Origin of the sequence: Halarchaeum nitratireducens, from assembly GCF_017874695.1 — an archaeon.
GTDB classification, from domain to species: Archaea; Halobacteriota; Halobacteria; order Halobacteriales; family Halobacteriaceae; genus Halarchaeum; species Halarchaeum nitratireducens.
Genome location: NZ_JAGIKY010000003.1, coordinates 222,605 through 235,550, shown reverse-complemented (window position 1 = coordinate 235,550; position 12,946 = coordinate 222,605). Strand labels below are relative to the sequence as shown.

Genomic DNA, 12,946 nt, shown 5'->3' with positions numbered 1-12,946 from the left:
GCGCTACCCGTCGTCGGTCGAGAGGGTCGCGGAGAGCCCCTGAGCCATCTCGATCTCCGTCGCGTTGTTGAGCGTCCACGCGGTGCGCTCGGTGACGGCCTCGATGGCTTCGCGCGCCGACGCGGGGCCGTGGCCGGACTTCTTCACGCCGCCGAAGGGGAGGTGGACCTCCGCGCCGATACAGGGGAGGTTGCCGTAGGAGAGGCCGACCTCGGCGTGGTCGCGGTAGTAGTTGAGCTGTCGGTAGTCCTCGCTGATGACGGCCCCCGCGAGACCGTAATCGACGGCGTTGTGGATCTCGACGGCGCGCTCGATGCCGCCCGCGTAGGGGATGAGCGCGACGTGCGGGCCGAAGACCTCCTCGCTAATGCAGCGGAGCTCGGGGTCGTAGTCGGTCTCGTAGACGAACGGCCCGACCCAGAAACCGTCCTCGTGGCCGTCGGGGATCTCGCCGTCGGCGAGCTCCGCGCGGTCGACGAGGACGTCCACGCCCTCCTCGCGGGCGAGCGCGTTGTACTCGCGGAACTTCTCGACCTGATCGGCGTCGGCGAGCGGGCCCATGAAGGTGCGCTCGTCGAGCGGATCGCCGACGGCGACGTCCGCGGCGAGGTCGACGAAGCGCGCTTTGAACTCGTCGTAGACGTCCTCGTGGACGACGAGTCGTTCGGCGGAGACGCAGCGCTGGCCGGTCGTCTTGAACGCGCTCATCACGGCGGCGTGGACGGCGATGTCGAGGTCGGCTTCCTCGGTGACGACGACGGCGTTCTTCCCGCCCATCTCGAGGGCGACGTCGCGCCCGGGGACGCCCCCGAGTTTCTCCGCGATGGAGTGTCCGACCTCGGCGCTCCCGGTGAAGAGCACGGTGTCGACGGCGTCGTTCTCGACGACGGCGTTCCCGGCGTCGCCGTACCCCTGCACCATGTTGAAGACGCCGTCGGGGATCCCGGTGTCGTCGAACATCTCGGCGACGATCTGCGCGCAGTAGGGCGTCTGCTCGGCGGGCTTCCACACCACCGTGTTCCCCTCGACGAGCGCGAGCGCCATGTGCCAGAAGGGGATGGCGACGGGGAAGTTCCACGGGGTGATACAGCCCACGACGCCGCGGGGTTTGCGGCGCATGTAGGCGTCCTTCGCGGCGATCTCGCTCGGGACGACGTCGCCGTGCGGGTGGCGGGCGTTCCCGGCCGCCCACTCGACCATGTGCCACGCCTCCGTGACGTCGGCCTTCCCCTCGCTGATCTCCTTTCCGCACTCCCGCGAGACGACCGCGCCGAGCTCGTCGTGTCGGTCTCTGAGCTCGTGATAGATCTCCCAGAGGAACTCCGCGCGGTCGATGTAGGAGAGCGCGCGCCACTCGTCCTGAGCGGCCTCCGCGGCCGCGACGGCCTCCTCGACGTCCGCGGGCGTCCCGCGGGCGAACTCGCCGAGACGCTCGCGCGTCGCCGGCGAGCGGCTCTCGAAGGTCGCGGTTCCCTGTCCGGTGCGCCAGTCGCCGTCGACGTAGTGGCCGTGCGGTGCCATACTGTCCCGTCGTCGGGGGCGAAGAAAAGCCCATCCCCGCGTCCGGGGTCAGTCGGCGTTCGCCGCGCCGGCCGCGCCCGCGACGCGGCCCGTGTCCGCGAGCCAGCCGAGCGCGAAGACGACGAGGCCGCCGAGGACGACGAGGCCGCCGGCGACGCCGAAGGTGAGGAGGTAGTCGGTGCGGGCGGCGAGCCAGCCGCCGACGAGGCCGCCGACGCCGCCGGCGCCCGAGGAGAGCGCGGTGTAGAGCCCGAGCGCCGCGCCGCGCCGGTCGGGGGCGGCGTAGCGCGCGACGAGCGTGTTCGCGGTGACGGCGACGACGGCCCACGAGAGGCCGACGACGACGTTGAGGGCGGCGACGCCGAGGAGGCCGGGGACGGAGGGCGCGCCGAGCACGGAGGCCGCGGCGGCGACCGCGGGGAACGCGAGCGCGCGGAAGCCCAGTGCGCCCGTCTGGAGGCGGCGGAGGTCGTAGCGGTCGGCGAGCGCGCCCGCGCCGACGTAGAACGCGGCCGAGGAGAGGCTGGAGACGACGTAGAGGGCGTAGACGGCGTCGTCGCCGAAGCCGACGCCCGCGAGGAAGTCGGGGAGGGGCGCGCTGAAGACGCTGAACCCCGCGAAGAAGACGGAGACGGCGACGAGGTAGACGGCGAGGGGACGGCGGACGCCGCGGAGGAGCGCGCGGGGGTGCGACGTCCGCGCGAGCGAGACGAGTCGCCCCGGGAGAAGCGGGCTGAGCGCCCCGCGGGCGGTTCCGAGGAGGCGCGGGCGGCGCGAGAGCGCGCTCGCGCTCGGCGCGGCGTCGCTGGTCGGGAGCCACCGCGCGGCCGCGAGCGTCGCGCCGGCGAGGAGGGCGACGCAGACGAGGAACAGCGAGCGTTGGACGGGCAGGGTAACCGGTCCGAGGGCGACGCCGCCGGGGAGGGCGAGCGACGAGGACGCGAGCGGGGCGAGCGCGCCGCTGGCGAGGCGCGTCCAGAGCGCACCGAGGACGAGGCCGCCGGCCCACCCGTACCCCTGATAGCGGTTGAGACGCGCGATGCGACCGTTCCACTCGCGTTCGGGCGCGTCGGCGAGAACGAGCGTCGTGAACACCGGAGTGGCGCTGGCGACGCAGAGCCAGAGGGCGGCGTCGACGAGGATCACGGCGGCCACGGTGTCGAGGAACGGGAGGATCGCCGTGGCGAGCGCGATCCCGGCGAGGCCGGCGAGCGCGAACGGGCGGTGGCGGCCGGTGCGATCCACCAGCGTGCCGACGCCGAGCGCGCCCGGCACCATGGCGATCGAGGTGGCGAACCAGCAGAGGCCGAGGTCGAAGGCGGTGCCGCCGAGGCCGACGATGAAGAGCGGGACGAGCAGCGAGAGCGCGCCGACGGCGACGTTCGCACCCGCCCACGCGTAGAGCCAGCGGTCGTTCACGGTGTCGCGCACGCCACGGTCTGGGGGCGGCGGCGGCAAAAGGGAAGCGCACTCGCGGCGGTCCGCGATCGAGCGATGCGGGCGGTCCGGCGGGGCGGGCGATCGATCCGCATCCGCGACCCGACCGGCGTCCGCCGCGGTACCCGAAGCTCGGTGAGGCCCGCCCTCCGCCGCTCGCGCCGGCCTGAGACCGACCGACGGAAGACGTAAACGGACAGATCGACTACCGTCGGTCGTGGCACAACCGCTCCGGTTCAGGCGTTCGACCGAAACGTGGAGCGCGGGGCGGGTCCGCGACGAACTGCTGGCGGCGCTCGACGCGAACATCGGCGCGACGGCGACGTCGCCGTGGTACCGCGCCCCGTCGGGATACGCGGCGCGGCGCTTCGAGATGGACAACGGCGACGTCGCGCTCTTCGCGTACGCCGAGAGCGGGAGCGGCGGGTACTGGCTGGGGAACACGGAGACGCCGAGCGCGCTCTGGCGGACGGAGAAGGAGGGGTTCGACGAGGCCCCGCACGGCGTCTCGCGGTGGGCGCAACGCGAGTTCCTCGCCGGCCTCCACGACGAGGCCCCGTGGCTCGAACCCTACACCTACCTCTCGTGGTTCTTCCTCCCGGTCTTCTGCTCGAAGGACGGCCGCGAGACCTCCCGGGAGTTCTTCCGCGAGCACGCGGCGGGCTTCCCGGACGCCGACCGGGACGACGCGCTCGCGTTCTACGACGACTTCCTGAAGACCGGGATCCTCGAACCGCACCGGCACGTGATGGCGGGGAAGCTCGGCACCTCCGAGTACCTCGATCTGACGCGGACGAGCGCCGCGATGGGCGAGTTCGACGCCGCGTGGCTCCTCCACGAGGCGGGCTACGACGTCACCCCGGAGATCGAGGTGGCGACCGGTCACTCGCTGGACTTCCGCGCGGAGCGCCCCGACGGATCGGCGGCCCACCTCGTCGAGGTGACGCGCCCGCTCCCGGTGAACGAGCGCTCCGCGGGGACGCCGACGGCCGCGATCCGCGACACCGTGGCGACGAAGACGGACGGCCAGCTGGCGAAACACGGCGGCGGCGCAACGCTCCTCGTCGACTGTTCGAGTTTCCCCGACGACGACTGGCGCGCGCTCCTCGCGGCGGAGCCGGACGTCCAACACCGGCCCGCCGCGGTCTTCCGCGTGCGTCCGAGCGGACGCGTCGAGGGATACACGAAGGGCGCGCTCCCCATCGACCTCGGGTTCTGAACCGTCGGCGCGACGATCCCGACACTCAAATGCGAGCGGGCCCCAGTCGAAGTGAATGAGCGACGCCGACGTCGAGGGGGAGGCGGGGGCCGCGTGGCGCGAGCGCTTCGGCTTCGACGAGCCGTACGAGAACCAAGCGGACGCGATCGAGGCCGCGGTCGACGTCGGGCGCGAGGGCGGCTATCTCGCCATGGAGGGGGCGTGTGGGACGGGGAAGACGATGGCGGCGCTGACGGCCGCCGCGACGCTCTGTGATCGTGGCGTCTACGAGAACGTCCTCGTCGTCACGCCGGTCAAACAGCAGCTCCGGCAGTTCGTCGACGACCTGCGGACGATGAACGCCGAAAGCGACGATCCCCTGCGGAGCGTGGCGCTCGTCGGTAAGCGCGACCTCTGCCCGTACGGCCGCGAGGACGTCTTCCCCGCGGACGCGAGCACGCACGAGCGCTGTGAGGACCTGCGGGAGACGACCGCCGAGCTGGTCGAGGCGGGCGACGGCGGGGCGCGCGACGACGGCGCGGAACTCGACGACCTCACGGCGATCCGGACGGACGAGGATATCGAGGAGGCGTGGTGGGACCCGGTGACGGCCCGTGCGTTGGCGAAGAGCGCGCGTCCGGGCCGGGAGTCGATCGATCAGTCGACGCTGGAGACGGCGGGGGCGGCCTCGCCGTACGTCCCGGTCCAGCCGAGTGCGGATGCAGAGTTCGACGAGGACGAACCGCTGTTCTGTCCGTTCGAGGCGGACTGGTACGGCCGCAATCGCGGGTCGCCGATCGACTTCTCGGCGGGCGACGAACACGTCGTCACGTCGCGCGATCTCCTGCCGGCCGCCGTCGAGGCCGGGACGTGTCCCCACCGCGTCCAGAGCGTCCTCCTCGGCGAGGCGGACGTGATCGTCGGGAACTACAACCACCTCTTCGATCCGCAGAGCCGACCGCTGATCGAGGGCGTCGTCGGCGAGGACACCTTCGTGATCGTCGACGAGGCCCACCGGATCGAGGAACGCGTGCGCGATCTGCTCTCGGAGCGCGTCGGTCGCCAGACGCTCCGGCGGGCGCGCAACGACCTGAGCGAACTCGTCGCGCGGACGAACCAGAGCGAGGGCGCGAAAGAGGAGGTGGCGGCGCATCTCGCGGACTTCGACGTGACGGTCGGCGACGTGAAGCGCGCCCGGGATTTCTACGACGACGTCGCGGCATGGCTGACCGGCGAGGTGACCGAACGCCTCGCCGCGGAGTTCGACGGCGAGCGCGACTGGCCGGCGCACGACGTCGAACTCCCGCTGCGCGATCCGGACGTCGCCGAGCCCGACGAGCTGACCCAGTGGGCGGAGCGGGAGGGATACACCGGTGACCTCTGGCGGCGCCTCCGCGCCGTCGGGACGGCGGTCGAGGACGTCCTCGACGAGGAGGACCGCACGACCGTCTGCGAGGCCGTCGGGAGCACGTTCACGAACTGGTGGGAGCGCGATCACGCGACGTACTTCCGGGAGATCGAACTCGAACACGCACCGTCGGAGGCCCCGAGCGGCGACCCGTGGGAGGCCACGTACACCGCGGGGCTCGTGACGTACAACTGCATGCCGGGCGGGGCGGTCCGCGACGTGTTCGCCGGCCTCGGCGGCGGCGTATTGATGTCCGCGACGCTCGAACCGCTCGACGTCTTCCGCGAGGTCGTCGGCCTCGACGCGCTCGCGGACGATCCGGACGACCCGCGGCCGGTCGCGGAGCGCTCGTACGACCTGCCGTTCCCCGAGGAGAACCGGGCGTCGTGGACGGTGGCGGCGGAGGCGTTCACCGCGCGGAACCGGGGTGCGCCGACGGGCGAGAACGCGAACGCGACCCGCGAGGAGTACCGCTACGTCCTCCGAACGCTCGCGCGGAGCCACGGGAACGTCCTCGTCTGCATGCCGAACTACCGCGAGGCGGCGTGGGCGGGCGACTACCTCACCGACGCGGTGGAGAAGGAGGTACTGGTCGATTCGAGTTCGAGCGACGAGGAGACGGAGCGGCTGAAGCGGGCGTTCTTCCGGGGGCCGGGGAAGGTGCTCGTCACCTCGACGCGGGGGACGCTGACGGAGGGGGTGGATTACGACGGCGAGAAACTCCACTGCTGTGCGGTCGTCGGCGTCCCGCTCGTGAACGTCGCGTCGCCGCGGATCCGTGCGGTGAAGCGGGCGTACACGGACGCGTTCGGCGAGGAGAACGCCTTCGAGTACGCGCTGACGGTACCGGCGGTCCGGCGCGCGCGACAGGCCATCGGACGCGTCGTGCGGGGACGCGACGAGCGCGGCGTGCGCGCCTTCGTCGACGAGCGCTATACGGCGGACGCACCCCGATCGGTTCACGGCTACCTCGGCCGGGAGGAGCGCGAGGAGTTCGTCCGGATGACGCCGGAGTTCCTCGGACCGAAGTTGGACGGATTCTGGGGATAACGACCGTGAGGAACCCGTGGCCGCGGGTGACAATCGTTGCCGAAGAAGCGTAGGCTTTTACACATCGGCGCGTTACGTGTGCGTATGAGTCTCACCATTCGCTCGCCGAAAGAGCGCTCCTGCGTCCGATGCGGACGAACGGAAGCCTGGAACGAAGACGTCGACGCGTGGCGCGTACCCGAGGGTAACGAGGGGGAAGTAGCCTGTATCCACGACTGGGACGTAACGGGCGAGTTCAGGCCGGTCGAGCGGTAACGTACACTTCGCCGTCGCGATCGACGACGCCGCGTTCCTTGAGAGTCTTGAGGATACTGAACAGCGTGATCCGTTGGAGGTCGAGGCCATCGCGGAGCTCGTCGAGGGTCGCCCCCTCGTGGAACTGCAAGAAGAGATAGACGAGCTTTCCCCGCGCCGATTCGACCGTTTCGGGAACTCCCTTCGGCATCTGTCGCGCTTGCATCTCGTTACGCGTAGTGATGGGTACGACGACCATAAACCCTAGCTACGACAGTCGTCGAAATCCCGTGGGCGGAGCGCGGGATTCACGGGAGACGGTGACGAACGCGGGGTATGACCGATCGCCGCCACGACCGACTGGCGCGCCACCCCACGCCCGGACCCGGGAACGCGCTGCGTCACTGGCCGGACGCGAAGGGAGTCGTTCGCGTCGCGCTCAACTACGCCTGTATCGTGCTCGCGCGCCACTCGCCGAGCCTCCGGCTGAAGGTCGTCCTCTACCGGCTGCTCGGGATGACCGTCGGCGACGGCGTCTCCTTCGGACTCGAGGCGACGCCGGACGTCTTCTTCCCCGAGCTCGTCACCGTCGCGGACGACGCCATCGTCGGCTACGACGCCACGCTCCTCTGCCACGAGTTCCTCCAAGACGAGTACCGGACGGGCGAGGTCGTCGTCGGCGAGCGAGCGATGATCGGAGCGGGCGCGGTCGTCCTCCCGGGCGTCACGATCGGCCGCGACGCGCAGGTCGCCGCGAACTCGCTCGTCGCCGAGGACGTCGCCCCCGAGACGACGGTCGCGGGCGTCCCGGCGGAACCGCTCGAACGCGGGCGAGACGGGACGAGCGACGAGCGCGCTGACAGCGCGGACGCTAGCGGCGGCGAGACGGACGAGGCGGGGCGGGAGGACGAGGGAAGAGGGGTAGAGGAAAGGTAGGGGGATTAGCGCTCCTTCACGACGCCGTACTCGAAGACGTGGGCGTTCGGGACGGCGTGTTCGGTGCCGTCGTCCTCGATGTAGGTCACGAAGACGTCCAGCTCTTGGACGATCCCGCTCGTCTCGCCGATGCGGACGTGATCACCGATCCCGTAGGGCTGATTGAGGAGGACGTAGACGCCCGCCGCGGCGGACGCGAGGAGGTCCTGCGCGGCGACGGCGACGAAGACGATGAGCGCGAGCATGACGGCCGCGAAGACGATGACGAGCGGGAGGGTGGCGACGCCGAGTTGGCCGAGCGCGACGAGCACCGCGACGAAGACGATGCCGTACTTGACGACGAGCGGGATCACGCCGATCTCCGGGACTTTCACCCCGCGCAGGCGCTCCGAGACGACCACCTCGACCTTGTCGCCGACGAGGACGCCGAAGACGAGGACCGCGACCGCGAAGACGACCGCGGGGAGGTAGCCGACGAGTCGGTACCAGAGCGCGCGTAGGTCGACGAGGTCAGTGATGGCGAGCGCCAGGACGACCGCGACGGCGTAGATGACGAGCGAGGAGAAGCGCGCGAGGAGCGCGACGATCGACGTGCCGAACCGCCGCGCGGTCCGTTCGACGCTCGTCCCCTCGACGGCCGTCGGGACGCCGGCCGCCCGGAGGAGGCGGGCGTTCAGCCGTCCGACGAGGTAGCCCGCGACGAGTCCGACGACGAGCACGCCGAGCGCGAGCAGGTAGTCGACGTCCCGCGTCACGAGCGTCTGCACGTCCATCAATACGCCTCCGGATCGAGTTCGAGGACGAGCTCACCGCCCTTGAACGCGCGGACGAGCCCGTCGCTCTCGCTCAACACCACCGCGATCGCGCTCGAATCGCGCGTGATGCTCGCCGCCGCCATGTGCCGCGTTCCGAGCCCCTTCGGGATGTCGACGCCCTCCGCCGACCCCTCCAAGTAGCGGTACGCGGAGACGATCTTTCCCGAGTCGGAGATGACGAACGCGCCGTCGAGCCGCGAGAACTCCTTGAGCATCACGTTCACGATCGGATCGCCGACGTGGACGTGGCTCTTCTCGAAGGGGTTGTACGAGAGCGGCCGAGACTTGTTCATCACCTTCCCGGCGTCGCCGACGACGAACAGCGCGCCCACCGGCTTGCCCTTCTGACCCTTCTGTCCGAGTTCGATCACGACGTCGAGGACGTCGCGGATGACCGCCGGATCGGCCCGCGAGTTGACGAAGAGGTCGTAGACGCCCGAGTGGCGCTCGGCGTCGACGCGCACCCGCGAGACCGTGTCGACGTCGTCGTCGAACACCGCGGTGGCGCAGGCGACGTCATCGCCGTCCGAGAGGTACTCGTTGTCGAGCGCCCCCTCGATCCCGAACCGCACGCGCTCCGTGACCTCGGCGAACTCGAGGGGGAGCTCGACGAAGGCGTCCGCGCCGACCGTGTTCTCCGCGCCCACCACGATCAGGTCGACGTCGCCCCCGTCGGTGGCGTCCCGCGCGCGCTCGTAATACGACCCGCTGGGGGAGAACGACACCAGCGCGTCGACGTCCGTCACGAGCTCGCCGAGAAGATCCTTCAGCGCAGACATTGGCGGTACCGACTCGTGGGCCGGCAAAAAGGGTTGTGACCCGTCTGACGTCCGTCTGCCGGGGGACGAAGGACTACGTGGCCGGCCGCCGAACTCACGCGCATGGCCACGATCCCCGACGCGTACCACGACCTCTTCGAGAAGGCGACCATCGCACACGTCACCACGATGAACCCCGACGGCACGCCGCACGCGACGCCCGTCTGGATCGGCTACGACGCCGACGACGACCGCCTACTCGTCAACACCGAACGCCACCGCCGCAAGGCCCGCAACGCCGAACGCGACCCGACGGTCGCCGCGAGCATGACCGACCCCGACGACGACTACCGCTTCCTCTCCGTCACCGGCGAGGTCGCCGAGATCACGACCGACCCCGACGACGACTACCGCTTCCTCTCCGTCACCGGCGAGGTCGCCGAGATCACGACCGACGGCGCGCGCGAACACATCGACGCCCTCGCGCACCGCTACACCGGCGACGACTACGCCGTCCCCATCGAGAGCGAGCGCGTCCTCCTGCGGATCCGGGCCGACGAGGTCATCACCGGTCAGTAGGGCGGAAACGGGGCGGTGGAGTGGCGGTCGGATGCGCCACGGTTGTGACGGTTCAGTCGCGGACTCGCCAGCGAACTCAATCGCGCGGGTCTTTTTCACCCATGTTTCTGCGACGAGGAGTCGCCGGAGGCGAGCCGAGTCGGAAAAAGATGGAGGGGATGCACGGGACCGGATTCGAACCGAAATCAGACGTGCTCGCGCTGCTGCGCGCGCCTGATAGGGCCCGAATCCGGCCCGGATGGTTTTCGTCCTCGCTTCGCTCGGACAGAAAATGCACGGGACCGGATTCGAACCGGCGGACCCCTTCGGGATAGCGTCCTAAGCGCTACGCCGTTGGCCAGGCTTGGCTACCCGTGCGCACGTGGACGAACGGCCGAGTTCCCTAAGAGCGTGTCGCCTTCGCCGTGGGCTTATGTCCCTTCACCACCTCACGCGAGACATGTATCGCGCGGGCGATGCGTTCGAGAACGCCGAGTGGGTGGCGAAACTCGACCGCGTCGCGGACAGACTCGATCTCGACGCCGAGGCGCGTTCGAGCGCGGAGGACCTCTTCCTCTCTGGGGTTCCAGAGGAAGAGCGCTCGAAGCGCGCGGCGCTCGCGGCGGCGGTCTACGCGGGCTCGCTCGTCGCGGGCGATCAGCGCTCGCAGACGGCGGTCGCGGAGGCCGCGGACGTCTCGCGGCAGGCCGTACAGAGCCGGTGGAAGGACCTCCTCGCGGACGCGGGCCTCGAACCGCCGTCATGGTAGGCGGAGTCGGTGGTTATTCGCGCGGCGTCGCGTCGGGCGTCACGGTACCGTGTTCGTCAATCTCGCCTCTCACGATCCGGGTGGAGGAGATGACGCCGCCGTCGTCGGCCGCGACGCGCGGGACGACCTCGATTCGGAGGGAGTCGTAGCCACGCTCTCGGCGGATCTCGTTGACGCGCTCGGCCCCCGCTTCGGTCTCCGGGGAGACGACGAGCGCGTCGAACTGGGGTTCGACGGCGATGCCCGTCGGCTCGGTCAGCGTACGGATCTCGTACTCACGGCCGTACTCGTCGGCGAACCGTTCGAGTTCGGCCGCGAGATCGCGTTTTCGCTCCTCGAACGGGCGGACGTAGCGCTCCTCCTGACGGGTCCGAGGCGCGAGGTCGTCGCTCGTCAGGCCGACGGTGACGTCCCCGAGTTCGAACGCGCGCTCGAAGAGCGCGCGGTGGCCGTCGTGGATGGGGTCGAACGTCCCGCCCAGCGCAACGTTCATACACCGGGCGAGGGTTCCATCATGTTTAGCAGTTTGGTTCTCAGGCGTTCCGGTCCGGCGCGTCGTCGCCCGCGGGGGCGGCGTCCTCGCCCGTCGCAGCGGCGTCCGCGTCGTCGGACGCGTCGGCGTCGTTCTCGTTACCGTTGACCTCGATACGGACCGGTTGCTCGTCGCGTTCGTCCTCGCGTCCCAGCGTGAAGATCGTGTTCAGCTCGTCCTGTACGCCGCCGACGACGCCGCCGACGAGGTCGCTCGGCGCGATCGCGGTGTACTCGTAGGGGTTGTTGCCGGCCCCCTCGCTCTCGCGTTTGCGACGCTCGACGGTGTCCTCGTCGGCGAGCTCGGCGAGCGCCTCGCGCACCGTGCTCGGGTAGAGTCCGGTCCCCTCGGCGACCTCCTCGCTCGTGCTCCACGGGTGCTGGCGGAGGTAGACGTAGATGCGGGCGCGGGTCTCGGTGTCGAGCATCCACGAGAGGATGTCGACGACGCGTTCGTCGAACCCCGAACGCGCCCGATCCGCACTCTCGCCGAGTCGGTCGCGCGCGCTTCGCTCTCCCCCCTCGGGTGTGTCGGTGTCCTCGGACATATGTCGCTCTCGGGAGAACACAAGCCCCGGGAGCGTAAAAACCTCCTGCTCGCCCCGTCCTCGCTCGCCTCAGAGCCGGATGGCGTCGTAGAGCGCGCGCGCCCCCTCGGTGTCGCGGACGCGCCGCTGGAACGCCGCGCCGCTCTCGGCCTCGTAGACGTCGCGGATGCCCGTGACGCCGAGGCGGTCGCACTCACGCTCGACGACGTCACCGAGCGTCACCGTGTCCTCGCCGCTGCGGGCGATAAACGAGGCGTCGTGGCCGTGGCGCGTCGCGCGCCACTTGTTCTCGTCGAGGAGCTCGCGTCGGTGGCCGTACCCCGTCTCGCCGTCCGCGTAGCGCTCCGCGAGGTCGAGCACGAGCGCGTGGACGTAGCGGACGAACGCCTCGACGACCGCGGGGTCGTGCTGGGCGTCGGGCGCGCGAACCTCGACCGTGCCGTGTCCCGAGTGGGGGCGGACGTCCCACCAGATCTCGCCGCGGTCCTCCATCGACCCGTGTTCGACCATCCGCTCCTCGAAGGCGTCGAACTCGGCGTACGAGTCGAACGCCGTCGGCATCCCCGTGTTCGGGAGGTTCTCGAAGACCTTCGCGCGGGCCGAGGCGAGACCCGTGTCGTGGCCGTTCCAGAAGGGCGAGTTCGCGGAGAGCGCGAGCATCACGGGGAGGTACCACCGGATCTCGTTGGCGATCCACATCGCCTTATCGGCGTCGTCGACGCCGACGTGGACGTGGAGCCCCGCGGTCGTGTTCCGGTGTTGGGGGTACTGGATGCGATCGAGTTGCGATCGGTACCGGGGTTTCTCGGCGTGTTCGTGGTCGCGCCAGCGCGCGCCCGGGTGGAGGCCGGCGGCGGCGACGCCGTACCCGTGCTCGGCCGCGTAGGAGACGAGCGCCTCCCGGACGTCACGGATCGCCGCACCGGCGTCCTCGACCCCGTCGAGTTTCGGCGTCTGCGTCTCGACGACGAACTTGAACAGCTCGTGGTCGACGCGGTCGGCCAAGAGTTCCGGGGGGTCGGCCTCGTACACGAGCGTGTCGCTGCCCGCCGTCGGACGCCCACCGGCGTCGACGAGGAAGAACTCCTCCTCGACGCCGAGCGTCCCGAGCTCACTGAACGCGTCCGGCGAACCCGTCGTCATTCACCCGGCCTTCGAGAGGGGCGAGTTTATAAGTACCGAA

14 protein-coding genes and 1 tRNA gene are annotated in these 12,946 nt (G+C 70.3%); 6 read left to right on the top strand and 9 right to left on the bottom strand.

Annotation, left to right across the window (positions count from 1 at the left end; all coding sequences use genetic code 11):
- Positions 1-3: 3 nt before the first annotated feature.
- The gene (locus J2754_RS04970) at positions 4-1,521 is read right to left on the bottom strand and encodes an aldehyde dehydrogenase family protein (RefSeq protein WP_211086819.1); all 1,518 of its coding nucleotides are present in this window, start codon (positions 1,519-1,521) and stop codon (positions 4-6) included.
- A gap of 48 nt (positions 1,522-1,569) precedes the next feature.
- Positions 1,570-3,267 carry an MFS transporter gene (locus J2754_RS04965; RefSeq protein ID WP_245332893.1) on the bottom strand — a complete coding sequence of 566 codons (1,698 nt, stop codon included), beginning with the start codon at positions 3,265-3,267 and terminating at the stop codon, positions 1,570-1,572.
- On the opposite strand from J2754_RS04965, the gene J2754_RS04960 reads away from it, so the two are divergent.
- From J2754_RS04960 to J2754_RS16545, 3 genes are all read left to right on the top strand, one after another.
- Complete coding sequence (locus J2754_RS04960; RefSeq protein ID WP_188878206.1) at positions 3,176-4,177, top strand: DUF5784 family protein; 1,002 nt, start codon at positions 3,176-3,178, stop codon at positions 4,175-4,177. The two genes, J2754_RS04965 and J2754_RS04960, sit on opposite strands and share 92 nt — an antisense overlap.
- A gap of 55 nt (positions 4,178-4,232) precedes the next feature.
- Positions 4,233-6,614 (top strand): ATP-dependent DNA helicase, encoded by a 2,382-nt coding sequence (locus J2754_RS04955; RefSeq protein ID WP_211086817.1) that lies wholly within the window; start codon positions 4,233-4,235, stop codon positions 6,612-6,614.
- A gap of 84 nt (positions 6,615-6,698) precedes the next feature.
- Positions 6,699-6,869: an HEWD family protein gene (locus J2754_RS16545; protein WP_326838209.1), complete on the top strand. Its 171-nt coding sequence runs from the start codon at positions 6,699-6,701 to the stop codon at positions 6,867-6,869.
- Here the strand turns inward: J2754_RS16545 and J2754_RS04950 are convergent.
- Positions 6,850-7,107, bottom strand: coding sequence for a TrmB family transcriptional regulator (locus tag J2754_RS04950; protein ID WP_245332892.1), 258 nt, complete (start codon positions 7,105-7,107; stop codon positions 6,850-6,852). The genes J2754_RS16545 and J2754_RS04950 overlap by 20 nt on opposite strands.
- 77 nt (positions 7,108-7,184) lie before the next feature.
- Here J2754_RS04950 and J2754_RS04945 point away from each other — a divergent pair, with 77 nt between their 5' ends.
- A complete protein-coding gene (locus tag J2754_RS04945) occupies positions 7,185-7,784 on the top strand; it encodes an acyltransferase (protein WP_245332891.1) in 600 nt (199 codons plus the stop codon).
- A 5-nt stretch (positions 7,785-7,789) separates the two neighbouring features.
- Here J2754_RS04945 and J2754_RS04940 read toward each other — a convergent pair whose 3' ends face one another.
- Positions 7,790-8,557 (bottom strand): mechanosensitive ion channel domain-containing protein, encoded by a 768-nt coding sequence (locus J2754_RS04940; RefSeq protein WP_188878200.1) that lies wholly within the window; start codon positions 8,555-8,557, stop codon positions 7,790-7,792.
- Positions 8,557-9,378: a diadenylate cyclase DacZ gene (dacZ, locus tag J2754_RS04935; protein WP_188878199.1), complete on the bottom strand. Its 822-nt coding sequence runs from the start codon at positions 9,376-9,378 to the stop codon at positions 8,557-8,559. Before dacZ ends, J2754_RS04940 begins: the two co-directional genes overlap by 1 nt.
- A 102-nt stretch (positions 9,379-9,480) precedes the next feature.
- Here dacZ and J2754_RS04930 point away from each other — a divergent pair, with 102 nt between their 5' ends.
- On the top strand, positions 9,481-9,936 hold the full coding sequence (locus J2754_RS04930; RefSeq protein WP_211086816.1) for a pyridoxamine 5'-phosphate oxidase family protein: 456 nt from the start codon (positions 9,481-9,483) through the stop codon (positions 9,934-9,936).
- A 272-nt stretch (positions 9,937-10,208) separates the two neighbouring features.
- Here J2754_RS04930 and J2754_RS04925 read toward each other — a convergent pair.
- Positions 10,209-10,293 (bottom strand) — tRNA-Leu (locus J2754_RS04925).
- 82 nt (positions 10,294-10,375) lie between these two features.
- On the opposite strand from J2754_RS04925, the gene J2754_RS04920 reads away from it, so the two are divergent.
- A complete protein-coding gene (locus J2754_RS04920; RefSeq protein ID WP_188878196.1) occupies positions 10,376-10,684 on the top strand; it encodes a transcription initiation factor IIB family protein in 309 nt (102 codons plus the stop codon).
- 13 nt (positions 10,685-10,697) lie between these two features.
- Here the strand turns inward: J2754_RS04920 and J2754_RS04915 are convergent, their stop codons facing one another.
- From J2754_RS04915 to J2754_RS04905, 3 genes are all read right to left on the bottom strand, one after another.
- Positions 10,698-11,177, bottom strand: a complete 480-nt coding sequence (locus tag J2754_RS04915; protein ID WP_211086815.1) for a phosphopantetheine adenylyltransferase — start codon at positions 11,175-11,177, stop codon at positions 10,698-10,700.
- 40 nt (positions 11,178-11,217) lie between these two features.
- Positions 11,218-11,763, bottom strand: a complete 546-nt coding sequence (locus tag J2754_RS04910; protein WP_211086814.1) for a winged helix-turn-helix domain-containing protein — start codon at positions 11,761-11,763, stop codon at positions 11,218-11,220.
- A 69-nt stretch (positions 11,764-11,832) separates the two neighbouring features.
- Positions 11,833-12,906, bottom strand: a complete 1,074-nt coding sequence (locus tag J2754_RS04905) for a glutamate--cysteine ligase (protein ID WP_188878193.1) — start codon at positions 12,904-12,906, stop codon at positions 11,833-11,835.
- Positions 12,907-12,946 lie beyond the last annotated feature (40 nt).

Excerpts from the sequence above, each read along its gene's own strand:
- J2754_RS04970 (WP_211086819.1), bottom strand. The coding sequence starts at position 1,521 with ATGGCACCGCACGGCCACTACGTCGACGGCGACTGGCGCACCGGACAG.
- J2754_RS04965 (WP_245332893.1), bottom strand. The coding sequence starts at position 3,267 with ATGTTCGCGTCGAGCGCCGCCAGCAGTTCGTCGCGGACCCGCCCCGCG.
- J2754_RS04955 (WP_211086817.1), top strand. The coding sequence starts at position 4,233 with ATGAGCGACGCCGACGTCGAGGGGGAGGCGGGGGCCGCGTGGCGCGAG.
- J2754_RS16545 (WP_326838209.1), top strand. The coding sequence starts at position 6,699 with ATGAGTCTCACCATTCGCTCGCCGAAAGAGCGCTCCTGCGTCCGATGC.
- J2754_RS04950 (WP_245332892.1), bottom strand. The coding sequence starts at position 7,107 with ATGGTCGTCGTACCCATCACTACGCGTAACGAGATGCAAGCGCGACAG.
- J2754_RS04945 (WP_245332891.1), top strand. The coding sequence starts at position 7,185 with ATGACCGATCGCCGCCACGACCGACTGGCGCGCCACCCCACGCCCGGA.
- J2754_RS04940 (WP_188878200.1), bottom strand. The coding sequence starts at position 8,557 with ATGGACGTGCAGACGCTCGTGACGCGGGACGTCGACTACCTGCTCGCG.
- dacZ (WP_188878199.1), bottom strand. The coding sequence starts at position 9,378 with ATGTCTGCGCTGAAGGATCTTCTCGGCGAGCTCGTGACGGACGTCGAC.
- J2754_RS04930 (WP_211086816.1), top strand. The coding sequence starts at position 9,481 with ATGGCCACGATCCCCGACGCGTACCACGACCTCTTCGAGAAGGCGACC.
- J2754_RS04920 (WP_188878196.1), top strand. The coding sequence starts at position 10,376 with ATGTATCGCGCGGGCGATGCGTTCGAGAACGCCGAGTGGGTGGCGAAA.
- J2754_RS04915 (WP_211086815.1), bottom strand. The coding sequence starts at position 11,177 with ATGAACGTTGCGCTGGGCGGGACGTTCGACCCCATCCACGACGGCCAC.
- J2754_RS04910 (WP_211086814.1), bottom strand. The coding sequence starts at position 11,763 with ATGTCCGAGGACACCGACACACCCGAGGGGGGAGAGCGAAGCGCGCGC.
- J2754_RS04905 (WP_188878193.1), bottom strand. The coding sequence starts at position 12,906 with ATGACGACGGGTTCGCCGGACGCGTTCAGTGAGCTCGGGACGCTCGGC.